This window comes from Methylobacterium crusticola, assembly GCF_003574465.1.
In the GTDB taxonomy this organism is placed as follows: Bacteria; Pseudomonadota; Alphaproteobacteria; order Rhizobiales; family Beijerinckiaceae; genus Methylobacterium; species Methylobacterium crusticola.
In genome coordinates, this window is record NZ_QOWC01000138.1 from 1 (window position 1) to 23,156 (window position 23,156).

28 protein-coding genes and 1 pseudogene are annotated in these 23,156 nt (G+C 74.2%); 14 read left to right on the plus strand and 15 right to left on the minus strand.

Features of this window, described 5'->3' with window-relative positions:
* Positions 1 to 262 precede the first annotated feature (262 nt).
* Both DT057_RS25645 and DT057_RS25650 read left to right on the plus strand, forming a co-directional pair.
* A complete protein-coding gene (locus DT057_RS25645) occupies positions 263 to 475 on the plus strand; it encodes a hypothetical protein (protein ID WP_128564926.1) in 213 nt (70 codons plus the stop codon).
* 72 nt (positions 476 to 547) lie between these two features.
* Complete coding sequence (locus tag DT057_RS25650) at positions 548 to 934, plus strand: hypothetical protein (RefSeq protein ID WP_128564927.1); 387 nt, start codon at positions 548 to 550, stop codon at positions 932 to 934.
* Positions 935 to 1,030: 96 nt separating this feature from the next.
* Here the strand turns inward: DT057_RS25650 and DT057_RS25655 are convergent, their stop codons facing one another.
* The 4 genes from DT057_RS25655 to DT057_RS25670 all read right to left on the minus strand — a co-directional run bounded on the left by DT057_RS25655 (position 1,031) and on the right by DT057_RS25670 (position 4,597).
* Complete coding sequence (locus tag DT057_RS25655) at positions 1,031 to 1,732, minus strand: hypothetical protein (RefSeq protein ID WP_128564928.1); 702 nt, start codon at positions 1,730 to 1,732, stop codon at positions 1,031 to 1,033.
* A complete protein-coding gene (locus DT057_RS25660) occupies positions 1,707 to 2,219 on the minus strand; it encodes a c-type cytochrome (protein WP_128564929.1) in 513 nt (170 codons plus the stop codon). Before DT057_RS25660 ends, DT057_RS25655 begins: the two co-directional genes overlap by 26 nt.
* 61 nt (positions 2,220 to 2,280) lie before the next feature.
* Positions 2,281 to 4,038 carry a PQQ-dependent dehydrogenase, methanol/ethanol family gene (locus DT057_RS25665; RefSeq protein ID WP_128564930.1) on the minus strand — a complete coding sequence of 586 codons (1,758 nt, stop codon included), beginning with the start codon at positions 4,036 to 4,038 and terminating at the stop codon, positions 2,281 to 2,283.
* 103 nt (positions 4,039 to 4,141) lie between these two features.
* Positions 4,142 to 4,597: a copper chaperone PCu(A)C gene (locus DT057_RS25670; RefSeq protein ID WP_162501502.1), complete on the minus strand. Its 456-nt coding sequence runs from the start codon at positions 4,595 to 4,597 to the stop codon at positions 4,142 to 4,144.
* A 260-nt stretch (positions 4,598 to 4,857) separates the two neighbouring features.
* Between DT057_RS25670 and DT057_RS25675 the strand changes: the two genes are divergently transcribed.
* Positions 4,858 to 5,313, plus strand: a complete 456-nt coding sequence (locus tag DT057_RS25675) for a cupin domain-containing protein (RefSeq protein ID WP_128564932.1) — start codon at positions 4,858 to 4,860, stop codon at positions 5,311 to 5,313.
* A gap of 42 nt (positions 5,314 to 5,355) precedes the next feature.
* A pseudogene (locus DT057_RS37560) lies at positions 5,356 to 5,445 on the plus strand (3-oxoacyl-ACP reductase); the annotation flags it as partial.
* Between the two features lies 1 nt (position 5,446).
* Here DT057_RS37560 and DT057_RS25680 read toward each other — a convergent pair.
* The 7 genes from DT057_RS25680 to DT057_RS25710 form a co-directional block, all read right to left on the minus strand.
* Entirely contained in the window at positions 5,447 to 5,719 is a 273-nt protein-coding gene (locus tag DT057_RS25680) for a hypothetical protein (RefSeq protein ID WP_128564933.1), read from the minus strand.
* Between the two features lie 65 nt (positions 5,720 to 5,784).
* Positions 5,785 to 5,994 carry a hypothetical protein gene (locus DT057_RS25685; protein ID WP_128564934.1) on the minus strand — a complete coding sequence of 70 codons (210 nt, stop codon included), beginning with the start codon at positions 5,992 to 5,994 and terminating at the stop codon, positions 5,785 to 5,787.
* Between the two features lie 76 nt (positions 5,995 to 6,070).
* Positions 6,071 to 6,718 (minus strand): TetR/AcrR family transcriptional regulator, encoded by a 648-nt coding sequence (locus DT057_RS25690; protein ID WP_128564935.1) that lies wholly within the window; start codon positions 6,716 to 6,718, stop codon positions 6,071 to 6,073.
* A gap of 207 nt (positions 6,719 to 6,925) precedes the next feature.
* Positions 6,926 to 7,372: a GNAT family N-acetyltransferase gene (locus tag DT057_RS25695; RefSeq protein WP_128564936.1), complete on the minus strand. Its 447-nt coding sequence runs from the start codon at positions 7,370 to 7,372 to the stop codon at positions 6,926 to 6,928.
* A gap of 28 nt (positions 7,373 to 7,400) precedes the next feature.
* A complete protein-coding gene (gene glpX, locus DT057_RS25700; RefSeq protein ID WP_128564937.1) occupies positions 7,401 to 8,399 on the minus strand; it encodes a class II fructose-bisphosphatase in 999 nt (332 codons plus the stop codon).
* A 163-nt stretch (positions 8,400 to 8,562) separates the two neighbouring features.
* The gene (locus DT057_RS25705; RefSeq protein ID WP_128564938.1) at positions 8,563 to 9,885 is read right to left on the minus strand and encodes a homoserine dehydrogenase; all 1,323 of its coding nucleotides are present in this window, start codon (positions 9,883 to 9,885) and stop codon (positions 8,563 to 8,565) included.
* 131 nt (positions 9,886 to 10,016) lie between these two features.
* On the minus strand, positions 10,017 to 10,718 hold the full coding sequence (locus tag DT057_RS25710; RefSeq protein ID WP_128564939.1) for a ceramidase domain-containing protein: 702 nt from the start codon (positions 10,716 to 10,718) through the stop codon (positions 10,017 to 10,019).
* Between the two features lie 149 nt (positions 10,719 to 10,867).
* Here DT057_RS25710 and xth point away from each other — a divergent pair, with 149 nt between their 5' ends.
* The gene (gene xth, locus DT057_RS25715) at positions 10,868 to 11,659 is read left to right on the plus strand and encodes an exodeoxyribonuclease III (RefSeq protein WP_128564940.1); all 792 of its coding nucleotides are present in this window, start codon (positions 10,868 to 10,870) and stop codon (positions 11,657 to 11,659) included.
* 117 nt (positions 11,660 to 11,776) lie between these two features.
* Here the strand turns inward: xth and DT057_RS25720 are convergent, their stop codons facing one another.
* On the minus strand, positions 11,777 to 13,429 hold the full coding sequence (locus DT057_RS25720; protein ID WP_162501503.1) for a peroxidase family protein: 1,653 nt from the start codon (positions 13,427 to 13,429) through the stop codon (positions 11,777 to 11,779).
* Between the two features lie 298 nt (positions 13,430 to 13,727).
* Between DT057_RS25720 and DT057_RS25725 the strand changes: the two genes are divergently transcribed.
* The 8 genes from DT057_RS25725 (at position 13,728) to DT057_RS25760 (ending at position 20,816) form a co-directional block, all read left to right on the plus strand.
* Positions 13,728 to 14,864: a helix-turn-helix transcriptional regulator gene (locus tag DT057_RS25725; protein WP_128564942.1), complete on the plus strand. Its 1,137-nt coding sequence runs from the start codon at positions 13,728 to 13,730 to the stop codon at positions 14,862 to 14,864.
* Positions 14,865 to 14,914: 50 nt separating this feature from the next.
* Positions 14,915 to 16,636 carry a di-heme-cytochrome C peroxidase gene (locus DT057_RS25730; protein ID WP_128564943.1) on the plus strand — a complete coding sequence of 574 codons (1,722 nt, stop codon included), beginning with the start codon at positions 14,915 to 14,917 and terminating at the stop codon, positions 16,634 to 16,636.
* On the plus strand, positions 16,623 to 17,885 hold the full coding sequence (locus tag DT057_RS25735; protein WP_128564944.1) for a cytochrome P450: 1,263 nt from the start codon (positions 16,623 to 16,625) through the stop codon (positions 17,883 to 17,885). Before DT057_RS25730 ends, DT057_RS25735 begins: the two co-directional genes overlap by 14 nt.
* Before the next feature lie 88 nt (positions 17,886 to 17,973).
* Positions 17,974 to 18,288 carry a hypothetical protein gene (locus DT057_RS25740; RefSeq protein ID WP_128564945.1) on the plus strand — a complete coding sequence of 105 codons (315 nt, stop codon included), beginning with the start codon at positions 17,974 to 17,976 and terminating at the stop codon, positions 18,286 to 18,288.
* A gap of 113 nt (positions 18,289 to 18,401) precedes the next feature.
* A complete protein-coding gene (locus tag DT057_RS25745; protein WP_128564946.1) occupies positions 18,402 to 18,671 on the plus strand; it encodes a hypothetical protein in 270 nt (89 codons plus the stop codon).
* 249 nt (positions 18,672 to 18,920) lie between these two features.
* A complete protein-coding gene (locus DT057_RS25750) occupies positions 18,921 to 20,066 on the plus strand; it encodes a helix-turn-helix transcriptional regulator (protein ID WP_128564947.1) in 1,146 nt (381 codons plus the stop codon).
* A 220-nt stretch (positions 20,067 to 20,286) separates the two neighbouring features.
* Entirely contained in the window at positions 20,287 to 20,460 is a 174-nt protein-coding gene (locus DT057_RS25755) for a CsbD family protein (protein WP_128564948.1), read from the plus strand.
* A gap of 176 nt (positions 20,461 to 20,636) precedes the next feature.
* Entirely contained in the window at positions 20,637 to 20,816 is a 180-nt protein-coding gene (locus DT057_RS25760; protein ID WP_128564949.1) for a hypothetical protein, read from the plus strand.
* A 141-nt stretch (positions 20,817 to 20,957) separates the two neighbouring features.
* On the opposite strand, the gene DT057_RS36220 is transcribed toward DT057_RS25760, so the two are convergent.
* From DT057_RS36220 to DT057_RS25770, 3 genes are all read right to left on the minus strand, one after another.
* Positions 20,958 to 21,098 (minus strand): hypothetical protein, encoded by a 141-nt coding sequence (locus DT057_RS36220; protein WP_203236375.1) that lies wholly within the window; start codon positions 21,096 to 21,098, stop codon positions 20,958 to 20,960.
* A gap of 692 nt (positions 21,099 to 21,790) precedes the next feature.
* Positions 21,791 to 22,099, minus strand: coding sequence for a hypothetical protein (locus tag DT057_RS25765; protein WP_203236376.1), 309 nt, complete (start codon positions 22,097 to 22,099; stop codon positions 21,791 to 21,793).
* Positions 22,100 to 22,264: 165 nt separating this feature from the next.
* Complete coding sequence (locus DT057_RS25770; protein WP_203236377.1) at positions 22,265 to 22,630, minus strand: VanZ family protein; 366 nt, start codon at positions 22,628 to 22,630, stop codon at positions 22,265 to 22,267.
* 233 nt (positions 22,631 to 22,863) lie between these two features.
* Here DT057_RS25770 and DT057_RS25775 point away from each other — a divergent pair, with 233 nt between their 5' ends.
* On the plus strand, positions 22,864 to 23,145 hold the full coding sequence (locus tag DT057_RS25775) for a hypothetical protein (protein ID WP_128564950.1): 282 nt from the start codon (positions 22,864 to 22,866) through the stop codon (positions 23,143 to 23,145).
* The last annotated feature ends 11 nt before the right edge of the window (positions 23,146 to 23,156 follow it).

Consider the following 23,156-nt stretch of genomic DNA (forward strand, 5'->3'; position numbering starts at 1 on the left):
CGGGCTCACGCGCCGGGCCGGGGCTGCGGCCGCGCGCGCGGGCGGGCGGCGCCGCGGCGGGGCGGGCCCGGGAAACGGGGGGGCTGGGGGGGACCGCGCATGACGAGCGCCTCCGGATCCTGTCCGCCCTGCCTTCGCCGGCCGGGCGCCACCGGTTACGCGGCGGGTGCGATCCGGGAACCCGGCCCGGCCGGCGCCGCGTTCCCGTCCCGCCGGGCCGGCTCCCGGAGCGTCCGGCGTCGCGCCAGGGAGGATCGGGGTGGTGGAGGTCGCGGTACTCGCGGAGGCCGCCGGGTTCACGGCGGGGTGCGTCGTCATCCACGCCGCGCGCCGCAGCGCCCGGGGCCTGACGCCGCTCCTCGCCACCCTCGCCGCCGCTCTCGCGCTCGGCCTCTGCATGGCGCTCGCCGTCGACCGCACGGCGGACCCGGCGCTCCTGGCCGACGTGCTGACGGGGGCCGCGGCCGCGTTCTGAGGAGGCGCGCGGCCCGGCGGCCGGCGGCGCGGCCTTGCGCCGAGCCCGGATCGACGCGAGGGTGCGGCCCGCATGGACGGATTCGGACGATCCCTGGGGCGAACGATCCCGGCGCGAACGATCCCGGCGCGAACGATCCCGGCGCGAACGATCCCGGCGCGAACGCTGGGGGCGCTCGCGGCGCTGGTGCTCGCGGCGGCGCCCGCGCTCGCCCGGGAGGCCGCCGGGAGGGTCGTCGGCCCGCTCGTGCCCGGGGCGCCGGGCTACGATTGCCGCCTGCCGACCCCGTTCGACCACGATGCCGCCGGGCGGCGGGGCGAGGGCCCGCCCGCCTACGGCTACGGGACCGGCGGCGCCTCGGCCTCCGGCGCGGTCACGGCCCCGCCCGGCAGCGTCGCGGCCTGCGATCTCGGCGCGCTCACCCTCGGCCGGCGCGGGCTCGACATCCTGCCGCCGTGATCCTGCCGCCGCGAGCGCCCGGCTCCGCCGCCGCGGGTCCTCGCCCGGGCCGCCAGTCGGCGCGGCGGCCCCTCTGCCCGGCGGGTGCGTACCCCGCTACTTCGCCACCGCCACGGTGATCCGCGTGCGGCTCACGAAGGCGCGCGGGTCCTGGCCGGCATGGTGGTAGAGGTCGCGCCGCACCGTCACGGTGCGGTCGGCCAGGCGCTTGCGGCACTCCTCCTTGACGAAGGTGTCGCCGAGCGGCGCCTCGTCGCCGGCGGCCTTCTCGTCGGCGCAGGACCAGCCGTCCTCGCCCCAGTGGCCGCGGGCCTGGAGGCCGAGGAGGTGGCCCTTCTTGCGCAGGTAGAGCGGCACCTTGTCGTCGGTCTCGATCACGAGCCCGTCGACGCGGGCGTCCTCGCCCACGAGGAGCGTCAGGCGCGCCGGGTGCCCGGCCACCCGGGTGCCGTCCCGGGTCGTCCCGTCGGCGTAGGCGAAGCCGATGGCGTGCCGGCCGGCGGCGTCCGCCGGGCAGGCGCGCCACTCGCCCCAGGTGCCGAGCGTGCGGGGCGGTCCCTCGCGGCAGGCGAGGTCGGCGTAGCCCGTGGCCGACACCTCGGACAGGGGCATGCCGACGCGCAGGTCGCGCAGGTCGGTCGTCGCCCCGGCGCCGGCGGCCGCCATGGCCGGCCCGGCCGCCATGGCCGGCCCTGCGGACTCGGGGCCCGCGAGGGCCGCGAGAGCCGTGGCCGCGAGGCCGAGGAGCCCGGCGGCCGCGCGGCGCGCGCCCTCACTGCGTTGCGGTCTGGCCGGCATGGCCGCCCTCCTTCTTGCGGTAGATGTCGCAGGCCCGGGAGGTGCCGCCGAAGAAGGCCGTGCACTCCTCCACGTTCGGCTCGCCCTTGCCCTTGAGGCGGTCGACCACGTAGGCCGCCACGGCCTGGACTTCCGCCGGCCGCAGGAACGCGGCGGCCTCGGGCGGCATGCTGGCGCCCATCTCGGCGCGCAGCGACTCGTAGCACTTCACGGCGTCGTAGGCGCCGCGCTCGTGGAGCGGCATGCCGGTGCCGGGCCGGCCGCAATTCACCACCTCGACGATCTGCTCCTTGGCGAGGGCCGTCTTGCGCAGCGACAGGGCGTCGCCGCCGTAGCCGCCACCGCCGTCGCCGTGCCACTTGTGGCAGCCGGCGCAGGCCTTCTTGAACACCGGGAGCCCGTCGTCGCCCCGGGCGGCCTGCGCGCGGCCCGGGGCTGGCGCCAGCGCGAGGCCGGCCGCGAGGGCCGTGACCAACAGTTTGAGCATGCCGCATCCTTCAATCGGCCGGCGGGGCTCCGCGGGAGCCCCGCCCCGTCCGGTGCTGGTGTCAGAGCGCGAAGACGTAGAGCGTCGATCCGGGCTGGATGTTCTTCAGCTCGGGCGTCGAGTCGATGAACCACTTGTCCCAGGCGCCGCCGAGCCCGACCAGGATCGCCAGGTACTGCTTGCCGTCGACCGTGAAGGTCATCGGAGGCGCGTTGACGCCGCCGCCGGTCCTGAACTCCCACAGCTTGTCGAGGGACTTGGCGTCGAGCGCCATGACGCCGCCGGAGGGCTCGCCGGTGAAGACGAGGTCCGGCGTCGCCAGCATGCCGCCGAGCAGCGGGAACTGGGTCTCGTGCTTGCCGGCGACCTTGCCGGTCTTCACGTCGATCGCCGTCACGCTGCCGGTGATGCGGAACGGGTTGGTCGGGCCGCCGCCGGTGAAGAACTCACGCGGCTTCAGGCTCGCGGTCGTCATCTCCTCGTGGGTGACCCGGTTGCAGCTCTCGATGACCGGTATGTACCAGAGCTGGAGCGTCGGGTTGTAGGCGGTCGGCGGCCAGTTCTTCCCGCCCATGTTGCCGGGGCAGAAATCCGCGGTCTTGTTCTCGGCGCTCGGCGTGTTGGCGGCGATGTAGCGCTGCACGTCCTTGTTCGGGTCGTACTCGAACGGCTTGCCGGTGTCGGGGTTGATGCCCTTGGTCCAGGTCACCTTCTTGACGAAGGGCGTCGCCCAGACGAACTGGCCGTTGGTGCGGTCGACGGCGTAGCCGAAGCCGTTGCGGTCGGCCTCGATGGCGAGCTTGCGGCCGCCGACGTCCACCAGGAGGTTCTCCGACACGCTGTCGTAGTCGTAGGGATCGTTCGGCGTGTGCTGGAAGTGCCACTTGATCTTGCCGGTCGCCGCCTCGAGCCCGAGGGTCGAGTCGGTGTAGAGGTTGTCGCCCGGCCGGTAGGCGTTGTCCCAGTCCGGGCCCGGGTTGCCGACGCCCCACACGATCGTGTCGGTGGCGGGATCGAAGGTGCCGGTGACCCAGGTCGAGCCGCCGCCGCTCACCGCCGCGTTGTTGGGGCCCTTCCAGGTCTCGGAGCCGGGCTCGCCCTTGCCCGGGATGGTGAAGGTGCGCCAGACCTCCTTCTCGGACTTGAGGTCGGTGGCCGCGATCCAGCCGCGGATGCCGTACTCGGCGCCGCCGACGCCGCTGATCGCCATGTCCTTCACGATCAGGGGGGCGCCCGTGATGGTCTCGCCCTTGTCGGGGTCGGCGACCTGGCGCTGCCAGGCGACCTGGCCGGTCTCCTTGTTGGTGGCGACCAGGCGCCCGTCGAGGGTGTGGGTGACGACGAGGTCGCCCCAGAGCGCGGCGCCGCGGTTGTTGACGCCGCAGCAGGCGACCGCCCCAGCCCATTCCTTGTCGGTCTTGGGGTCCATCTTCCAGACGAGCCGGCCCGTCCCGCCGCGGGTGTCGATCTTGTAGAGCGAGCCCCAGCCGTCGGTGACGTACATCATGCCGTTCTCGACGATCGGCGTGCCCTCGAGGCCGCCGTGGCTCCAGATCCCGCCGGGCTCGATGCCGCCGAGCTGGAGCGTCCAGGCGACCTTCAGGTTCTTGACCGTGTCCTTGTTGATCTGGGTCAGGGTCGAGTAGCGGTGGCCGGCGAAGTTCTTGTGGTGGTGGATCCAGTTGCCCTCCTCCTTGTCGGCGTTGAGGAGCCGGTCCTGCGTCACGCCGTCGGCCGCCCCAGCGGGCCCGGCGAGGAGGGCAAGGAGGGACGTCGCCGCGAGGGCGCGCCGCGACCAAGGCGAACGGGGATTGATCATCTGCGTGTCCTCCAGAGAGCCGCCGTCTTGGCCGTCATCGACCCCGCGGCCGGCGGCTCGGCGCGGGATGGTCCGAAAGGGGGCGCGGCCCGCCGCGCCGGGATCAGGGCGGGCCGCGGCGCACGTCGACCGCGACCTCGAGGGGGCCCGCCTTGCGGAAGCTCGCGGCGCAGACGAAGCGCTCCCCCTCCGCCAGGGGCTGGCGGGTCTGGAGCAGCATGACGTGGGCGCCCTCGGGCGTGAGCGCCGTCTCGCCGCCGGCCCTGACCGCGATGGCCTGGACCGGACGCTTGGCGGGCGGTCCCTCGCCGCCGCGATCGGTCGTCACCTTCTCGGAGAAGTTCGCGAACGGGCAGCGCAGGCGCACCAGGGCGTCGGCCTCGGCCGCGCGGTTCACGACCGCCATCTGGATCGGGATGTCGATACCGGTCTGCGCCGAGGGGGCGACCCAGGCGCGCACCACCTCGACGTCGCCCGCCCTGCAGGCGCCCGCCCAGCCGAGCGCGACCGCCGCTCCAAGAGTAAGCCGACCGGCAAAATGCAAGTAAAAGTCGATCATCGGCGCAACTTGGCCGTTGGGACGTCTTGCCTCGTGCTGGATCCAGGCATCCACTTTCCTCCCTGGGTCTTTTGCGTCACCTTGAGGGCGCATTGAGGTGGAGCGTAGCTTGCATCGCTAGGGCGTCAAGAGCCATCGTCCCGGGCTCTCACGAATTCCTCAGCGTCCGGCGCAAGCCCGCCCGGCGTCGGGACGAATGTCGTCCGGGCGCCGCATGATCTAGGCTCACGGGCCGCAACCCCGTACGGAGAGCGCGGACGATGCGCGAGACCGAGTCCCCGACCCCGCCGGCGAGCGGCCGCTTCGACATCCGGGCGATCGCGGCGGCCCTGCCGGAGCGCGCGACCACGATGCTGGTCGACACCTACCTGACCGACCGGCCGGCCGCGAGCGCGCGGGTGTTCCGGGTCTATCGCGGCACGCCGGCGCACTACCACGAGGGCTGCGACGAGTACCTGTACGTCCTCTCGGGACGCGGCACGTTCTGGATCGGCGATCCCGCCGACGAGGCCGAGTTCGGGCCCGGCCAGCTCCTGTTCTTCGAGCGCGGCACCGTGCACGCCCTACCGACCCTGATCGAGGAGCCGGTGGTGTTCCTGTCCGTCGACACGCCGCGGCGCGCGCCGACCGACGTGGTCTTCCTCGACCCCGCGCAGGGCTCGCCCGACCGCTTCATGGCCCGCAACGCACCGGCGGCCGATCCCGGCCCGGCTTGACCCGGCAAGGCACGGCACTGCGCTGACGGAGCGGCAGGCCCGCGGGCCGGCTACGTCGCGGGCCGGATCCTCGCGGTGGGCGGGTTCGACGCCGCCGGGATCGGCCTGCCCACCCCGGGGCGGCGGCCCGGCCTCAGCGCTGCGGCGCGTCGGCCTCGGTCGAGGTCTTCTGCGGCCGCAGCACGCCGTCGCTGGATTTCGGGTCGGCGGCGGGGGCGTCCGGCCTGCGCAGGGTGCCGGTCGCGTCGGGATCGCCCGGCCTGATCCGCTCCGGCAGCGTCTCCTGCGCCGGGGGCATGTTCGGGGTCTGCTCGCGGCTGCGCTGCGGCGTGTCGGGCGCCTGGGCGAGGATGGGCGTGCTCACCAAAGCCGCGAGCAGCAGCAGGCGGCTCATGCGTCTCGTCATCGGCCTCTCCTCCGTCTCTCAGGGGGAAATGGCCCGGGGCAGGCACTTGTTCCTGCCAAGCCCGTTCACACCAGCAGGTTCACCCGCAGCGTCTCGCTCGCCGGCGCGCCGGCCCCCGCGGCCTCGAGGCGGCCGGGATCGATCTGGCGCGCGAAGTCCACCGGGACCACGCGGGTCGCGGCGTCGTGCCGGCGGGCGAGGTCGTTGCGGACGGCGAGCTGGAGCGTGGTGGCGTTCAGCGGCCCGACCATGGTGATGGCGATCGTACGGATCATGCATCAACCCTCCGTTGCAGGCAGGGCAGCATGACGGGTCTGAACGACCGGTAAACGCCGGTGCCCACAGCGCGCCTCAGCGGGCCTCCAGCAGCCGGATGACGGCCTCGCCGATCATCCGCTTGTGGCGCGCGCGCAGCGCCGGCTCCGAGAGGTCGATGCCGAAGATCGCCCCGAAGGTGTGGCGGTTCGAAACCCGGAAGAAGCAGAGCGCGCTGATCATCATGTGGATGTCGAGGGGCTCGGCGTCGGGCCGGAAGACGCCCTCGGCCTGGCCGCGGGCGATGACGTCGGTGATCGACCGGATCACGCTGAGGTTGAGCCCCCGGATGGTCTCCGACGCGGAGAGGTGCTCGGCCCTGTGGATGTTCTCGATCGCGACGAGGCGGATGAAGTCGGGATGCGCCTCGTCGTACTCGAAGGTGACGTCGATCAGGCGCCGGATCGCCTCCGCGGGCGCGAGGTTGCCGAGGGCGAGGTCGGCCTCGACCGAGCGGATGTCCGCGTAGGCCTGTTCGAGGACCGCGAGGTACAACCCCTCCTTGCTGCCGAAGTAGTAGTAGATCATGCGCTTCGACGTGCGGGTGCGTTCCGCGATGGCGTCGACCCGGGCCCCGCTCAGGCCGAAGGCCGAGAACTCCTCGGTGGCGACCGCCAGGATGTCGGACTTCGTCCGCTCGGGATCGTTGGTGCGGGTTCTCGGACGGGGCGGGGCGGCGTCCATGGCGGGGCGACCGGGGATCCTGGCGTGGGCGGGGCGGCCCCGTCCCTGTACCATCTCGTCCGTACACGCGCACGCTCCCGCCGGGGCGCGCCGACCGCTCCGGCGACCCCGGGCCCAGACCCGGCGGACCGCCGCGGCGGGACGAGCAGCCCCCGGGCGCCCGCGGGCCGCTCGTCGCACCGGTCGGACGGCGGCCCGCGGCCCGGGTCAGAGGATCGTGCGGTACTGGATGAAGCCGGGGCGGTCGGCGAGCGTGTCGTAGAGCGCCCGGGCGGTGGCGTTGCTCTCCTGGGTCAGCCAGTAGACGCGGCTCGCTCCCGCCGCGCGGGCGGCGGCGTAGACCGCCTCGATGAGCGCCCGGCCGGCGCCCCGCCCCCGCGCGGCCTGCGCGGTGAACAGGTCCTGGAGGTAGCAGTAGGGCCCCACCGTCCAGGTCGAGCGGTGGAAGACGTAGTGCACGAGCCCGATCACGGCCCCGTCGCGCTCGGCCACGAGGGCGTGCATCGGCTCGGCCGGGTCGTGCAGGCGCGCCCAGGTGGTGTCGCTCGCGGCCGGGTCGAGGCTGGCGCCGTAGAAGGCGAGGTAGCCCTGCCAGAGCGGGTCCCAGGCCGCCCGCTCGTCGGGCCGCAGGGGGCGGATCGTGAGGTCGGGCATCGGGGGGCCGCTCCGGTTCTCGGGACGCCTAGGTCAGGTGGAACTTCTCGAAGTCGCGGTGCTCGGCCTGGATGCGCCGGACGGTGCCGGTGTGCGAGCGGTACACGATGGTCTCGGTCTCCACCGTGTCGCGCCGGAAGCGCACGCCCTTGACGAGGGCCCCGTCGGTGACGCCGGTGAGCGCCACCACGACGTCGCCGCGGGCGAGGTCGTCGAGCAGGTAGCGCCGGTTGGGATCGGCCACGCCCATCTTGGCGGCCCGGTCGCGCTTCTCATGCGTGTCGAGGATGAGCCGGCCCTGCATCTGGCCGCCGATGCAGCGCAGCGCGCCCGCCGCCAGCACGCCCTCGGGCGCCGCGCCGATGCCGAGGTAGATGTCGATGCCGGTCTCCTCCGGCATGGTGGTGAAGATCACGCCGGCCACGTCGCCGTCGGAGATCAGGCGCACGCCGGCGCCGGTCCGGCGGATCGCCGCGATCAGGTCGGTGTGGCGCGGGCGGTCGAGCACGAGCGCGGTGATCTCGGCCGGGGGCACGCCCTTCGCCTTGGCGAGGGCGTGGATGTTGTCCTCGGGCGAGGCGTCGAGGTCGACGAGGCCGGTCGGGTAGCCGGGGCCGATGGCGATCTTGTGCATGTAGACGTCGGGGGCGGCGAGCAGCGTGCCGCCCTCCGCCATCGCCATCACGGCCACCGAGCCGGGCATGTCCTTGGCGCAGAGGGTGGTGCCCTCGAGGGGGTCGACCGCGATATCCACCTTGGGACCGCTGCCGTTGCCGAGGGTCTCGCCGATGAACAGCATCGGCGCCTCGTCGCGCTCGCCCTCGCCGATCACCACCGTGCCGTCGATGGGCAGGCGGTTCAGCTCCCGGCGCATCGCGTCGACGGCGGCCTGGTCGGCCGCCTTCTCGTTGCCCTGGCCGCGCAGTCGCGCCGCGGCGACGGCCGCGCGCTCGGTGACCCGCACCAGCTCGAGGGTCAGGATCCGCTCGATGACCTGGCTCGGCCCGACCTTCTTCGCGTCCGACATTGCTTCGCATTCCCTGTCGCGATTGTTGGGCCGGGTCTTAGAGGAGATTCCGGTCCCGCTGAACTGAATTCTCGCTCGTCCCGGCGTGGCGCCGCGGGCGGCTGCGCCCGCGCGCCGGGTCGCCCGCGCGGGCGGATCGCCGGTCCCGGCGCGCCGGGGCGGCTCAATCCCGCTCGATGCGGATGAGCTGGGGCGGCTCGGACAGGAGCCCGTCCGCCGCCATGGCGTCGAGGCTCGCGCGGATCGCCGCTTCGGTCGCCGCGTAGGTGATGAGCACCAGCGGCACCGGCAGGCCCGAGCGGCCGTGCCGGTCGCGGGCGGCGGCGCTCTCGGAGCGGCGCTGGAGGATGCTCTCGAGGGAGATCTCGCGCTCGGCCATGCGGGTGGCGACGCCGGCCGCGACGCCGGGACGGTCGTGCACCGTCAGCCGGATGTAGTAGCCGCCCTCGTGCCGCTGCATCTCGGCCCGCACCGGGTTCGTGAGGGCCGAGGCGGGACGGCCGAAGGCCGGCGGGACGCGGCCGGCCGCGACGTCGGCGATGTCGGCCACCACCGCGGAGGCGGTCGCCTCGCCCCCGGCCCCGGGGCCGATCAGGGTCAGCTCCCGGAGGGCGTCGGTGTCGATGGTGACCGCGTTGGTCACGCCCATGACCTGGGCGATGGCCGAGGAGCGCGGCACCATCGTGGGGTGGACGCGCTGCTCGATGCCCGCCGGCGTCGCCTCGGCCACCCCCAGGAGCTTGATCCGGTAGCCGAGCTCCTCGGCCATGTGCAGGTCGAGGGGCGTGATGGCCGAGATGCCCTCGACCGAGACGCCCTCGGCGTCGAGCTCGACCCCGAAGGCGAGGCTCGTCAGGATCGCGAGCTTGTGGGCGGTGTCGAAGCCCTCGACGTCGAAGGTCGGGTCGGCCTCGGCGTAGCCGAGCGCCTGCGCGTCCTTCAGGCAGGCCTCGAAGGTCAGCCCCTCGAGCTCCATCCGGCTCAGGATGTAGTTGCAGGTGCCGTTGAGGATTCCGTAGACGCGGGAGATGCGGTTGCCGGCCAGCGCCTCGCGCAGGGCCTTGACCACCGGGATGCCGCCCGCCGCCGAGGCCTCGAAGGCGAGGGGCGCGCCGGCGGCCTCCGCGGCGCGGGCCAGCGCGGGACCGTGGCGGGCGAGCAGGGCCTTGTTGGCGGTGACGACGGGCTTGCCGAGCGCCAGGGCGGCCTCGACGGTGGCCCGGGCCGGTCCCTCGGCGCCGCCGATCAGCTCCACCACGCAGTCGACCTCGCCCGAGCGGGCGAGCGCCACGGGATCGTCGAACCAGGCGACCCCGGCGAGGTCGAGGCCGCGGTCGCGGGCGGCGTCGCGGGCCGAGACCGCGCTCACCCGCACCGGCCGCCCGGACGCGGCCGCGAGCGCGTCGGCGCGGCGGGCGATCATGCGGACGACGGCGGCTCCGACGGTCCCGAGTCCGGCGACGCCGAGGCGGAGGCTGTGGGTCATGGGCGGCGTTCCAGGGGCGGTCCCGCATCGGCGGTGCCGCGGCGGCGCCCTTCTGCAACGGTTTCCGGACCCGTGCAAGGAAGCCCGGACGCCCGGCGCGGCAGAGCGGCGGCCCGCGGGCGGGCCCGCATTCACGCCCGCCCGACGGGCGCGCGCCCGTGCTCGAGCGCGACCCGCGCGAGCCCGTACAGCACGGCCGCGTTGATCAGGTGCCAGAGCCAGTGCGTGCCCGCCGGGAGCACGGGGCAGAGCGCCGCGTCGAGGGTCCGGACCGCGAGCGAGACCAGGAACAGGCCGCCGAGCCCGAGGAGCGCGGTCCCGGCCCGGCGCCGGGCCGTCCCGGCGCCGGCGCGCCGCAGGACGCCCCCGACGCCGAGGAGGGCGAGGGCGGCCGGGGCGTAGTCGATCGAGCCGTTGGTCGGCGGGCCGAGGGGGCGCCCGGCGAGGCCGGACAGCGCGGGCTCGAGGCCCGCGGCGGCGGCCGCGAAGGCGAGCGTCAGGGCGAGGGCGGCGCCGAGCGTGAGGCCGAGGAGGCGCCGCATGGCGAGGAACACGTAGGCGTGGACGAAGACCGCGATCGGGATCACGTCGGCCAGCATCGACCAGCGCACCGCGAGCGTGTGGAACAGGGCGCTGCCGAGGCCGATGACCCCGACGAGCCACCCGAGGCCCTCGACGGTCGGGTCGCGGGGCCCTGCGCGGCTCCGGCGCAGGATCGCCGCGGCGGCGACCAGGAAGGCGGCGTTCGAGAGCGCGTTGAGGGGCTCCGCCCAGGCCTCCGGGCCGGTCCGCTCGCAATAGGCCCGCACCGGCTCCCACCACGCGCCCGCCATCCGGTTCCCCCGCCCGGGCGAGGCCCGGCCTGCCGGCCGGGCACGAAACCCGGTCCGGATCCCGCCCCAGCCGGGGCCCGGCTTGCCAGCCGGGCACGAAACCCCGATGACGGGCCGCCGGCCCGAGGGGCCGTTCGTCGCGGGGCGAGATGCGGATCACCACCTGGAACGTCAACTCGGTCAAGCAGCGCCTGCCCCACCTGCTCGGCTTCCTCGCCGAGGCCAGGCCCGACGTGGTCTGCCTCCAGGAGCTGAAATGCGTCGACGAGGCGTTTCCCCGCACGGAGATCGAGGAGGCCGGCTACGTCGTCGCCACCCACGGGCAGAAGGGCTTCAACGGCGTCGCGCTGCTCGCCCGCCAGCCCCTGCCCCTCAGGGACATCCGCCGCGGCCTGCCGGGCGACCCGGAGGACGTGCAGGCGCGCTACATCGAGGCGGCGATCCCGGTCCCGTCCGGGACCCTGCGGGTGGCCTCGATCTACCTGCCGAACGGCAACCCGGTCGGCACGCCGAAATACGACTACAAGCTCGCCTTCCTGCGCCGCCTCCAGGCCCATGCGGTCCGCCTGCGCGCGGACGAGGAGGTGCTGGTGCTGGCGGGCGACTACAACGTCATTCCGGAGCCGGAGGACGCGGCCGATCCCGAGGCCTGGACGAGCGACGCGCTGTTCCTGCCCCAGAGCCGGGCCGCGTTCCGGTCCCTCCTGAACGCGGGCTTCACGGACGGCCTGCGGGCCTGCGACGGCCGGCCGGGCCTCTACAGCTTCTGGGACTACCAGGCCGGCTGCTGGCCGCGCAACCAGGGCATCCGCATCGACCACCTCCTGCTCTCGCCCCAGGCCGCCGACCGCCTGGTCTCGGCCTCGGTGCAGAAGCACCTGCGCGGGCTCGACAAGCCGTCCGACCACGTCCCGGTCACGGTGGAGCTGGACCTCGGCTGAGAGGGCGCGGCCGGGCGCCGGCTTGGCCGGTCCGGGCGCCGGCTTGGCCGGTCCGGGCGCCGGCTCGGCCGGCCCGAACGCCGGCTTGGCCGGCCCGAACGTCGGCCCGGCCGGGCCTCAGCCGAGCGCGTAGGCCAGGAGGCGGTCGAGCGTGAAATGCGGCGCCGTCCCGGCGATCTCCGGGAAGGGCCGGAACTCCGGCATGCGGTGGAGGAACGAGCTCCGGTCGTACCAGAGCAGGCCGACGAAGGTCTCCGCCAGGATGCGGCTGCCGACGGGCCCGAGATGCTGGCCCCCGAAGCCGATGCACGGGTCCTGCGGCCTGTGCTCGACGCCGAAATACTCGGCCTCGCGCAGGACGTAGTACCAGAGGGGCGTGCTGGCGTGCAGCGGGCCGTGGGCGCCGGCCCACTTCCCCGCCACCGCGCCGCGGGCCGCCAGGGTCGCGTCGAGATCGCCGGCGGTGTCGCCGGGCAGCCGGCTCCGGTCGAGCAGGCGCGAGCCGGCCTTCCAGACCTGGTCGGGCGGGACCGGGCGGGCGCCGATGGCGCGCGCCACGCGCTCGCCCGAGGGCAGGCCCAGCATCTGGCCCCGGTCGAGGTTGCGGAAGGCGAGGTTCCTGACCCAGTGGTCCTCCTCGGTCCGGAACTCGGGCAGGTCGCCGAGGGGCTGGGCCAGGAGGGCGTCGATGCGGTAGGAGCGCTGCGGCACCTGGAAGGTCGGCACGCTCGCCCCCGGGCCGCGGTCCGCCGGCCCGTTCGCCTCGGGCACCGTGGCCTTGATGCCCTCGAGGAAGTAGCCCCAGTCGATGCCCCAATTCGTCGGCAGCGGGCCCGGGAAGCCGTTCATGTTCTCGAAGTTCCGGCCCCGCGAGAAGGTCGGGATGCGGCCCGCCGGGTCGGTCCCGATGGCGACGTTGAGGGCGTAGCTCGGGCGCACCATGGAATGGCCGAACCGGAAGGCGGCGCCCGCGAACTCCACCGGCATGTAGCCGAAGCGCAGGCCCGGCTTGGCGTAGTACTGGAGGTTCGGCATGAAGCCGCGCCGGTTGAGCACCCGCTCCAGCACGCCGGGCATCAGCACGCGCGCGAGGTAGTCGAACACCACGACCCACTGGTAGTGCCACCGCGTGATCGTGGCCGCGGCCCGGAACCGGCTCGTCGCCCGGCCGGGGTCGCCGCCGACCTTGGCGATCAGGGAATCGTCGGCCACCACCTTGTTGTGGAACGCGATCAGGCCCGAGTGGATCTGCGAGACGATCTTGTTCTCGTCGTTCCGCTTGTCGCCGATGAGCGCGATCTGGTCCTCGGGCAGGCGCTGGAGGTCGGCCCGCGCGCCGATGCGGGCGCCCGCGTTGCCGGGGTCGGGCCCGAGGCGCAGGGCGAGGCCCTTGTAGAGGTAGGGCTGGTCGTCGGGCCCGCTGCCGTAGAGCGAGTCGAGGTCGAGGGCGGGCGTGCGGAAATCCTCGAGTGCCCTGACGTCGATCTCGGACCCGTTCAGCGGGGTCGGGTCGAACGTGATGTCGTGGTCGACGAACTGCCCGAAATACGTGTAGCCCGCCGGGATGGCGGGGTTCTCGTCGACGTCCTCGGCCTCCGTGATGGGCGCGCCGGCATCCTCCCTGATCATCGCCCCGGCGATGTCCTGGAGCGCCTCGACGGGCATCCGGGTGGCGGGGTCGAGCTCGAACATGCGACCGAACCGGCCGTAGCCGAAACCGGGGCTCGCCCCCGCCTCGATGCCGCGATTGTCCGTTCCGTGCTGGGCCATGGCGTCCTCCCGCGGGGACCGGCGCGGCACTTGGCCGCGCCGGGGAGCGCGCCTCGCCAGTCCCGGCCGTGCCGGTGGGGGACTGTGCGCGAGCGCACCGACCGGAGCCAGAAAAGCAGCGGTGCGCGCGGTTCGCCTCCCCAAAAGTGGGGAGGTATGCAAATCCCGGTTTGCACGACACTGGTTGCATGCAAGTATTGAGCGCTCCTGCGAAGAGCGGCCGCGTGACGTCGCGGGCCGCCGCTGCCAGATCCGGCGGTGGAAGCGATGATGGCGTCGAGTGGGCGGAGTGTGGCCCATGGGCAACCTCGATACGTTTTCCCGCCTTCTCGGCGCGATCTACGAAGGCACGGGTTTTCCGGACCAGTGGCCGGACCTGCTCCAGTCGATCACATCTTTCGTCGGTGGTCGGGTCGGGCAGCTCGCGGTGTTCAGCCTCCAGACGGAGCGCAAGCCGACTTGGGCCGTCTCGGGCTTCGACCGCGACCGCTACAAGACCTTCCTGTACCGGCACGCGGCCGAGGACCCGCGCCTGCCCTACATCCTGCGCAACCCGGGCCGGGTCATCTGCGGCGAGGCGGGGGTCGACCACGACCGCTTCCGCGCGACGGCCCTCTACCGCGAGGTGGTGGCGCCGTTCGACATCGAGCACAGCCTCGTCTCCTACTTCGCCCAGGAGGCCGACGTGATGGCCACCCTGGCGACCATGCGGGGGCAGGGGGAGGGGCCCTTCGCGCCCGCCGAGCTGTCGCGCTTCGAGCTGCTCGTGCCGCACCTGAGGCGGGCCTTCGAGTACTTCGCGCTCCTGGAGCAGGCCCGCGAGCGGGCGACCGACATCGGCTCCGTCCTCGACATCGTCGACGCGGGCATCTTCCTGGCGGATTCCGAGCTGCGGGTCGCCCACGTCAACAAGCCCGGCGCGGAGCTCGCGCGCGAGGAGGACGGCATCGTCCTGCGCGGCGGACGGCTCGGGTGCCGCGATCCGGTGACGGCGCGCCGCCTGTCCGTCGCCGCCGCGACCGCCGTCGAGGCCTCGCGCGGGCGCACCACCGTCATCGACGCGGACCACATCGAGGTGCGCCGCCCGAGCGACGGCGCCGCCTACCGGCTCTCGGTGCACCCCCTGCCGCGGCGCCAGCGCGCCGTCCCGCCGGGCGCCCACGCGGAGCTCGCGGTCGTCGTCCGGCGCCCGCGCCACCTGCCGGCGGACGCCGCCCGGCGCCTGAGGTCCGCCTTCGCCCTGACGCCCGCCGAGGCGACGCTCGCCGGCGCCATGGCGGGCGGCACGACGCTCGAGGCCTACGCCCGCCAGCACGGCATCGCGATCTCGACGGTCCGGACGCACCTGAAGGCGATCTACGGCAAGACGGAGACCCACCGGCAGGGCGAGCTCGTGGCGATGCTGCGCGGCAATCTCGAGCTGACCCTCGCCTGACGCGCTCCGGGACGGGGTTGCGGGAGACGAGACCACGAGGGGGGACGACGATGCGCGGTGTTGCTGCAGGGGCCGCCTGGCTGGCGGCCGCGGTCACTCTCGCGGCGTGCGCCGCGGGGCCGGCCCGGGCCGAGGCCTCCGGGACGGCCTCAGCCGCCGGGCCGGCCTCAGCCGGCGCGACGGCCCCGGCCGCCGGGCCGGGCCAGGGCTGGAGCGACGACCTCCGGGACGCCTTCTACTACACCCCGCAAGGGTCGCGGCTCATCCCCGAGTCCTGGCTCCTCGCCCTCGAGGAGCCGGGCAGCGCGCGCCTCGTCGGCGGCGGGCTGCCCGCCCGGACGGGCTTCCTGCCCGGGACGCCGGGCCCGCGCAACCCGGCCGGCCTGCCGGTCGGGTTCGCCCGCGAGGCGCCGGACCCGGCCGGGCGGCCCTGGGTGGGCCTGACCTGCGCGGCCTGCCACACCGGCGAGGTCACGGTCCGGGGCGCCCGCCTCAGGATCGACGGCGGCCCGGCCATGATCGACTTCCAGGGCTTCATGCGCGGCCTCGTCGCGGCGCTCGACGCGACGCTGGCCGACCCCACCCGCTACGCGCGCTTCGCGGCGGCGGCTGGCGAGGAGCCCGGGCCCTTGCGGCCGGCCTTCGAGGCCTACGCCACCAACCTGCGCCGCCTCGTCGCCGGCAACTGGACGCCGGAGCCCTACGGCGCCGGGCGCCTCGACGCGTTCGGGCACATCCTCAACGCGGTCGCGGCGGACGCGCTGGCGGAGCCCGCGAACCGCCGGGTCCCGGACGCCCCGGTGAGCTACCCCGCCCTCTGGACCACCCCGTCGCAGCGCTACCTGCAATGGAACGGCATCGCGGCGAACCCGATCGGCCGCAACACCGGCGAGGTGCTCGGCGTGTTCGGGACCATGGACCTGACCGGCCCGCCGGCGACGCGCTTCACCTCGAGCGCCCGGGCGCAGAACCTGCGCGACCTCGAGGCCTGGGTGGCGCAGCTCCAGCCGCCGCCCTGGCCGGGCGGCCTCCTCGATCCCCCGGTCCCCGCGAAGGTCGAGCGCGGCCGCGCGCTGTTCGCGGCGGAGTGCCAGGGCTGCCACGGCGGCGCGCCCTACCGCTACACCGAGGCCGGGGAGAGCCGCTCCGGCGCGCGCTTCCTCGCGGTCGGCCTGTACCCCCTCGACGTGGTCGGCACCGACCCCAGGATGCTGGAGAATTTCTACGGCCGGCAGGCCCTGACCGGCAGCCTCTCCGAGTTCTTCGGCGCCGCCGCCGCGGCCCCCGCCGGGCAGGTGCTGTCGACGGCCGTCGGGCGGATCGTCGGCCGCGACTTTACCGCGCGCAACGTGCCGCCCCTCGAGCAGGCCGCGTATTTCGGCGACCGCTTCGGCCCGGACGGCGCCCTCCTGAACGGCTGGACCGCCCCGCCCTCCTACAAGGCCGGGCCCCTCGCCGGCATCTGGGCCACCGGGCCCTACCTCCACAACGGTTCGGTGCCGACGCTCTACGACCTGCTGTCGCCGGAGGACGAGCGCCCGACCGTGTTCTGGGTCGGCGGCCGGGAGCTCGATCCGGTCAAGGTCGGCTTCCGCTCCGACCCGGCCGGGACCGCGCCGGACGAGCGCGAGCGGCTGTTCCGGTTCGACACCACGCGGCCGGGCAACTCCAACCGGGGCCACGTCTTCCCGGCCCGTCCGCTGCCGCCCGAGGACCGGTTCGCACTCGTCGAGTACCTGAAGACGCTGGAGGGCCCCCATGGCGTGCGCTGATGCGGGCTCCTACCTCGCCCGGCTCGACCAAACCCCCGCCGGCGAGCGCTGGCCCCTGGCGCGGGGGTGGATCCGCTCCGAGCCGCGCGGGTTCTTCGCGGCGCTGCGGCGGGAGCGCCCGATCCTCGAGACGCCGGACGTCACCCTGGTGGCGAAGCGGGCGGAGGTGGCGGAGATCCTCTCCCTGCCCGGCGTGTTCACCGTCGCGCTCTACACGGGCAAGATGGGGGACTTCATGCTGGCGAGCGACGAGACCCCGATGCACACCCGCGACAAGTCGGTGATGCGGGCCATGCTCAACCGGGACGACCTCCCGCGCATCCGGGCGCTCGTCGCCGGCCTCGCGGACGCGGCCCTCGACCGGGCGTGCGGGCGGATGGAGGTCGTGTCAGCCCTCGCCAGGCTGGTGCCGCTGCGCGTGGTCCAGCAGTATTTCGGCCTCGCGGCGCCGGACGCCGACATGCTGCGCTGGTCCTACGCGAACCAGCTCGACCAGTTCAACAACCTGCCGTTCGACGGGCGCCCGGACGCCGAGGCCGTGCACGCGGCCGCGGAGGCGACCCGGGCCGAGCTGCGCACCGCCCTCGTCGGGCTGATCCCCGGGCGCAAGAAGCGGATCGCGGAGGGCGCGCAGGACGACGACGTCCTGACCCGGCTGCTCCGCACGGCGTTCCCGCCGAGCCTCGGCTTCGGCCTCGACCGGGTCGTGATCAACGTCGGCGGCCTGCTGATCGGTGCCATCGAGACCACCTCCGAGGCCGTCGTCAACGCCCTCGCCGAGCTGTTCCGGCGCCCGCAGGTCCTGGAGGAGGCGCGGCGCGCGGCCCGCGCCGAGGACCCGCGCGCCTTCGACGGCTACGTCTGGGAGGCCCTGCGCTTCTCCCCGATCGTCGCCTTCATGTTCCGGCAGGCGGCAGCCGACCACGTCCTGGCGCGGGGCACGTCGCGGGAGCGGCTCGTGCGGGCGGGCACGACCCTCCTGCCGCTGAGCCTGTCCGCCATGTTCGATCCCGACTGGATCGAGGAGCCCGACGCGTTCAGGGCCGGGCGGCCCGACCACGCCTACCTGCATTTCGGCTACGGCCACCACGCGTGCCTCGGCCGCTACGTGGCCTCCGTGATGGTGCCGGAGATCGTCCGCCGGGTGCTGCTGCGGGACGGGCTCGCACTGGAGAGCGATCTCGACGACGGGGGCACCCCGTTCCCGGTTTCCTTCCGGATCGCGTACGCCCCGGCGCCCGGCTGCTGAGCGGGCCGCGGGGCGGGAAAACCCTTGACGCTCCGCGGGATCGCGGGCCTATCCTCGGCCCGGGCGATCATCGTCCGCTTGGCGGCCCATGAAGACCGTTCTGGTCCCCGGAGATCATGCGCACGTCGTCGAGTTGAAGCTCGATTCCCGGCTCGCCTCGGTCCTCCTGGCGCGCATCCGCCGGATGTTCGACCGGGTCGGCCTCCAGAAGGGCGAGGACTGGTCGCTGCAGGCGGAGGTCGCGGTCGACAAGACCGTGCTGTACATCGGGATGTCCCGAAGCGACCTGGCGGAACTGCTGCACCGGGCGATCCCGGTCCTGGCGCGGCCGGTGGCGCCCCTGCACGCCGCCGGCGCGGTCCCGGGCCGCTTCCTGCCCGAGTGGCGGGTGACGGTCCGGTGAGGCGCGGCGCGCCGGCGGGGCGGGACGGCGCCTGACGGATTCGGGATCGGCAGGAACTCCTCGAACCCGGCGAGTTTGACCCTGGTCTCCATCTGGGATCGGTCGGTCTCGGCATGAACCTACGCCTTCAGCCCGTGCAGGTCCTCACCGGCAGCGACGACACGGAGGGAGTGTTGGTCTTCGCCGCGGGCGGCCTGGTCGCCATCCTGGTTCACCTGTCGCAGGAGCATCGCGACGAAGCCGGGATGTGGTTCCTGGAGGTCGGCTTCGGCCCCGTCGACGACCCGCGCCATCCCAAGTTCGCCGATCTCGGCGCGGCGTGCGCCTTCATCACGCAGTGCCTGTCGGACGGGTTCGCGGCGCGGGGGCGGTTCTCGCCGTGAGGCGGGCGGCCCGGCGCGCCCCCACCCGGAGCAACCGCCCGGATACGCCGCCGCCGGCGGACGCCCGGCGACGTCCCGTACAGGACGGGCTGTCGTCGTAGACAAGATTGCGCAGTCACCGTAGCATTGCGATGGCACGACGTGCAGAAGGCCGTCGACGTCATCGCCTGCTGTCATAAGCAAGACGCGAACGTCCCTAGTGTGCCGCATTGTTGTTCATCTGCATCGGGCTGCGGCAAGGGGGGATGGATGGGGCACGCTGCGTCTTCCTATGGTGATGCCGTCGCGGCGATCTACGCCGCCGCGGCGGCGCCCCAGCGTTGGTCCGACGCCCTCGGCTCGCTCGCCGACTACGTCGGCGCCTCCGGCTGCATGCTCGCCTACAGCGCCCCGGTCGGGCAGCGGGGCTTCCTGATCACGGGCCGCCTGCGGGAGGACCTGACCGACCTGTACTTGGAGCGGTACGCCAGGAACCCGTACTCGATCAGCTTCGAGAAGGCGCCGACCGGGCGCCCGATCGTGGCCAACAGCATGGTCGACGTCGACGCCCTGTGCCGCTCGGCCTTCTACGCCGACATCCTCGCGCCCCAGGGGATCGAGGACCAGATCGTCGTGGTCCACCCGAGCCTGACGCGGCGCGGTTGCAGCGGCGGCGTCTCGTTCACGATGACCCGCGCGCAGGCGGAGAGCCGGGAGGCGGTCGCGGCGCGGGTCGGCCGGCTGGTCTGCCACCTGGCGCGGGCCGTCGACCTCTCGCTGGAGCTCAGCCTCAAGGCCGGCGAGGCCGGGCACGCCCATTGCCTGCTCGACGCCGTCGCCAGTGCGGCGATCCTGATCGACGCGCGCTGCCGGATCGTCCGGACCAACGCCGCCGCCGACCAGCTGCTGTCCCGGGACGACGGCATCGTCGTGCACCGGTCGGACGGCCTGCGGCTCGGCGCGCAGATCCCCTCGGAGACCCGCGCCCTGACGCTCGCCCTGGCGCGCGCCGTGTCGGTGACGTGCGGCGGCGAGGAGGGGTTCCGCCAGTCCCTGCGCATCACCCGGACCTCGGGGGGCGCCTCCCTGCTGGTGCTCGTCACGCCCCTGCCGCCGCCCGCCTTCCCGCTCTGGGAGGCGGTCGACCGCGGCGCGCGCGCGATGGTGCAGGTCATCGACCACCAGGCCAGCACCGCCTCCCAGGCCGACGCGGTCCGCGACGCGTTCGGCCTCACCACCGCGGAGACCCGCGTCGCCGCGCTGGTCGGCGCCGGCATCTCCGTCCCGGATGCCGCCGGCGCGCTCGGCGTCTCGCCGACGACGATCAAGACGCACCTCGCGCGCTGCTTCGCCAAGACGGAAACCCGCTCCCAGGTCGAGCTCGCGCGTCTGCTGGCCACGATACCGGCGCGCTGACCCGCGCTGCGACGCCCGTGGAGACCGGTCCCGCGCGGGCCCGCGCCGCGCCTCGCCGGCCGGCGTTAGGGCTTCGCTCGGGCCCCGGCGCCGAGCCTCCGCGCGCCGCTGCGCCGCGTCCGGGCGATCGGGCCGGCGGCGGCCCGGAACCTAAACTCCGGACTGCCCGTTACTGAAGCAGAGGCGCCTGATGGGCCGCCGAGCGAGACCGGAGATACAAATGGACAAGGATCGCGTCCAAGGATCCGCCACGAACATGGGTGGCAAAGTGAAGGAAGGCGCCGGGAAGATCACTGGCGACGAGAAGCTGAAGAACGAAGGCGTGGTCGATCAGGTGAAGGGAAGCGTCCAGAATGCTGTAGGCAGCATCAAGGATGCTATCAAGGGTAAGTGATGCCGTAGGCGCTCCGGGCGGCCGGTGAGACCGGGACCGCATCAGGGGAGGCGCCAGCGCGACGATTCGGGAGCCGTGGCCGTTCCGACAGGACGGGCACGGCTCCGTCCTTTTCGCACCCCCCGCATCGCCGGGCGCGCCGCGCCGGCCGGGAGAGGGCCTCACCGGAGAGCGCCATGAAGGGGAGCCCCCGCAGCCTGTGGCTGTCCGCCGCCAACCGCGCCGCCGGCTGGTGGATGGGAACGGCCGCGAACCTGGCGCGGCGCCAGCAGCGTGCCGTCCTCGCGGACATGGCGAAGGCGGCGGCCGGCCCGAAGGCGAAGCGCAAGCGGCCCGCCAAGCGGCGGACGGGCTGAGCGCCCGGTCCCGCGAACGGCGTTCGTGAGTGGCGGCCGCCTGGGCGCGTCGCGCCCGCTGCCGATCCTGTTCCCCGGCGACGCCGCGCGTCGGCGGCGAGGCCGGACCCTGGACCCTGCGGCGCGCGCGAAGAATCCGCGCTAGTCGACCAGGGCGTCGTCCGACATCTCGCCCCGCGCGAGGCCGACCCACGCGTCGAGGGCCCAGCCGATGCCGCGGCCTGCGACGGCAACGAACGCCAGTGATGCGGCGACGTGGAGGAGGAGGGGTGCGTCCGACATGGCTCGTCTCGGGGCTCTGAGGCTTTGGGAGACCGATGGCCGACAGGAGGCTAGCGGTCGGGCCGCGATCGCACAGCGGCTCTCTAGGGCTTAGGGCAGGGCCGGCAGCGCCGACCTTTCGGGAGTGTGTCACCGACTTTGGGCGCAATGATGTGCACCCGCGCACAAGGGGGGTGCCGAGGCGCCGCGATCTCGCGTGGCCCCCGTGGGACGTGCCGGCCGCAGGTGGACGGATCGTGCGGCATGGGCGGTCCGGGGCGTGGCGCGCTCGCGCGGCCGTCCCGGCCCGAGCGCCCCGGGGCACGTCGGATCCATCGTTCGAATGGAATCGCGGGTCACGGACCGGTGATGCGCGGCGTCCGCCTCGCCCGGGCACCCGCATCGGCTGCCAGGGCGTCCGGCCGTGCCGGGGGTAGCGGCGGTTAGAGTCCGGGGCGCCGCCGCGGGGCATCGTCCTGCACGGACTCGCGCCGGGCGGGGCCCGGCCGAGCCGTCAGACACCGGAACTCCGGCCCGACCTGTTCGTCCGCGTGGTCTCGGACGGCCGCAAGGCCGGCTACCGGTGCCTGCCCGGTCTCGCGCCACGATCAGCGGAGGGCGGACGCGCCGCCTCCCGGCGGGGTCGGACGCGCTCACGTCGCGGGCCTCCCCGGGGCTCGCCCGGAGTCGCTGCGTCCCGGAGCCCCGCGGTCTCAGGCCGCGCCGCGCCGGGGCGGGGCGCCGTCGGCGAGCGGCGGAGCCGCGGCCGTCGCCGCCTCGGCCTGCCGGCCCTCGGCGGCGAGTCTGCGCAGGGCCGAGACCATGGCGTCCGTCGCCTCGTCGCGCTCGTCGCGCGCCCGCCAGCCCGCGCCACGCCGGGCGTAGAGGACGAGCGCCGCCACGAGGGCGCTCGCGCTGCCCCCGAACGGCGCCGCCAGGGCCGCCCACGCGGCCCCTTGCGGCAGCATGAGAAGGCCGGTCACGATCCCGCCGCCGATCGCGGTCGCCGCAACGAAGAGCATGCGGGGCCTCCTCCGACGCGCGTCGTCGACGCGCGGGTTCTCCCTGTCGCGAGAATGCCCCACAGATGATGTTCGAAGTCTGAAGAAATCGCGGCAAAGCGCGGCCGGACGCGCCCTCGTTCAGCGGCGCCGGCGCGCCGCGGCTGCCGGCTCTCGGGAGCGCCCTCAGGCGTCGTCCCGGCGGCCGGCGGGCAGCGCGATGCCCGGCAGCAGCCCGGCCGCCAGCGAGGCGGCCGCGCCGAAGCCGCAGCCCCCGACCTTCACCAGGAAATCCGCGACGCGGCCGTGCCGGGACGGTTCCAGCAGCTGGAGCGCCTCCAGGCCCCCGGCCGCCGCGATCGTCAGGACCAGCACCTGCCACCGCCGCCGCGGGTAGCCGACCGCGAACAGGAACGCGAGCGCCGCGAAGGCCGTGAACCGCTCGACCGACACGGGCGCCCCGCTGATCGGCCGGTAGCCGATCGGGCAGATCGTGGCGGTGACGATGGTGGCGAGCAGGAGCCAGCCGAGGATGCGCGCGACGTTGGACATGGGAGCGGGCTTATGACCGGAGACCGAGGCGAGAGGGGGGCCGTGGCAACTGCGGGGCCAGCCCCGGTGTGCCAGATCGGGGCGGTCCTGGGGAATCCGGCCGGGGCCGCGGTCGCCGGGCGAGCGCGTTTTCCGGGGCGCGGCGCGCTCCCGGCAGCCGGGCGGTGGATCCCCGTGGAGCTTGGCGGCCCGTCCCCGCGTTGGGTGGCACTGAGTCCCGAAAGGAGAACACCATGCGGACGGTCACCCTCGCGATCGCAGCCTCCCTCGCCTTCGGCGGAGTCGCGCTCGCACAGACGACGGCGCCCGGCTCGACGGAGCGCAACATGAACAATCCGGCCAGCGTGAAGAGCAACGCCGAGAAGGGCATGCCGGGCCGCGACTTGCCCGCCAGCACCGGGACGGTGGCGCCCGGCGGCCCGGGCACGGCCGCGCCCGCCGGCGCCGACGCGTCGACGAGCGGCCACAGCGGCGGCGCCAACACCAGCTCCGGTCCGGCGACCGGCACCCGCTGAGGGCACGGCGG

Coding starts and splice junctions, on each gene's coding strand:
- DT057_RS25650 (WP_128564927.1), top strand. CDS start 548: ATGGACGGATTCGGACGATCCCTGGGGCGAACGATCCCGGCGCGAACG.
- DT057_RS25655 (WP_128564928.1), bottom strand. CDS start 1,732: ATGCCGGCCAGACCGCAACGCAGTGAGGGCGCGCGCCGCGCGGCCGCC.
- DT057_RS25660 (WP_128564929.1), bottom strand. CDS start 2,219: ATGCTCAAACTGTTGGTCACGGCCCTCGCGGCCGGCCTCGCGCTGGCG.
- DT057_RS25665 (WP_128564930.1), bottom strand. CDS start 4,038: ATGATCAATCCCCGTTCGCCTTGGTCGCGGCGCGCCCTCGCGGCGACG.
- DT057_RS25670 (WP_162501502.1), bottom strand. CDS start 4,597: ATGATCGACTTTTACTTGCATTTTGCCGGTCGGCTTACTCTTGGAGCG.
- DT057_RS25675 (WP_128564932.1), top strand. CDS start 4,858: ATGCGCGAGACCGAGTCCCCGACCCCGCCGGCGAGCGGCCGCTTCGAC.
- DT057_RS25680 (WP_128564933.1), bottom strand. CDS start 5,719: ATGACGAGACGCATGAGCCGCCTGCTGCTGCTCGCGGCTTTGGTGAGC.
- DT057_RS25685 (WP_128564934.1), bottom strand. CDS start 5,994: ATGATCCGTACGATCGCCATCACCATGGTCGGGCCGCTGAACGCCACC.
- DT057_RS25690 (WP_128564935.1), bottom strand. CDS start 6,718: ATGGACGCCGCCCCGCCCCGTCCGAGAACCCGCACCAACGATCCCGAG.
- DT057_RS25695 (WP_128564936.1), bottom strand. CDS start 7,372: ATGCCCGACCTCACGATCCGCCCCCTGCGGCCCGACGAGCGGGCGGCC.
- glpX (WP_128564937.1), bottom strand. CDS start 8,399: ATGTCGGACGCGAAGAAGGTCGGGCCGAGCCAGGTCATCGAGCGGATC.
- DT057_RS25705 (WP_128564938.1), bottom strand. CDS start 9,885: ATGACCCACAGCCTCCGCCTCGGCGTCGCCGGACTCGGGACCGTCGGA.
- DT057_RS25710 (WP_128564939.1), bottom strand. CDS start 10,718: ATGGCGGGCGCGTGGTGGGAGCCGGTGCGGGCCTATTGCGAGCGGACC.
- xth (WP_128564940.1), top strand. CDS start 10,868: ATGCGGATCACCACCTGGAACGTCAACTCGGTCAAGCAGCGCCTGCCC.
- DT057_RS25720 (WP_162501503.1), bottom strand. CDS start 13,429: ATGGCCCAGCACGGAACGGACAATCGCGGCATCGAGGCGGGGGCGAGC.
- DT057_RS25725 (WP_128564942.1), top strand. CDS start 13,728: ATGGGCAACCTCGATACGTTTTCCCGCCTTCTCGGCGCGATCTACGAA.
- DT057_RS25730 (WP_128564943.1), top strand. CDS start 14,915: ATGCGCGGTGTTGCTGCAGGGGCCGCCTGGCTGGCGGCCGCGGTCACT.
- DT057_RS25735 (WP_128564944.1), top strand. CDS start 16,623: ATGGCGTGCGCTGATGCGGGCTCCTACCTCGCCCGGCTCGACCAAACC.
- DT057_RS25740 (WP_128564945.1), top strand. CDS start 17,974: ATGAAGACCGTTCTGGTCCCCGGAGATCATGCGCACGTCGTCGAGTTG.
- DT057_RS25745 (WP_128564946.1), top strand. CDS start 18,402: ATGAACCTACGCCTTCAGCCCGTGCAGGTCCTCACCGGCAGCGACGAC.
- DT057_RS25750 (WP_128564947.1), top strand. CDS start 18,921: ATGGGGCACGCTGCGTCTTCCTATGGTGATGCCGTCGCGGCGATCTAC.
- DT057_RS25755 (WP_128564948.1), top strand. CDS start 20,287: ATGGACAAGGATCGCGTCCAAGGATCCGCCACGAACATGGGTGGCAAA.
- DT057_RS25760 (WP_128564949.1), top strand. CDS start 20,637: ATGAAGGGGAGCCCCCGCAGCCTGTGGCTGTCCGCCGCCAACCGCGCC.
- DT057_RS36220 (WP_203236375.1), bottom strand. CDS start 21,098: ATGTCGGACGCACCCCTCCTCCTCCACGTCGCCGCATCACTGGCGTTC.
- DT057_RS25765 (WP_203236376.1), bottom strand. CDS start 22,099: ATGCTCTTCGTTGCGGCGACCGCGATCGGCGGCGGGATCGTGACCGGC.
- DT057_RS25770 (WP_203236377.1), bottom strand. CDS start 22,630: ATGTCCAACGTCGCGCGCATCCTCGGCTGGCTCCTGCTCGCCACCATC.
- DT057_RS25775 (WP_128564950.1), top strand. CDS start 22,864: ATGCGGACGGTCACCCTCGCGATCGCAGCCTCCCTCGCCTTCGGCGGA.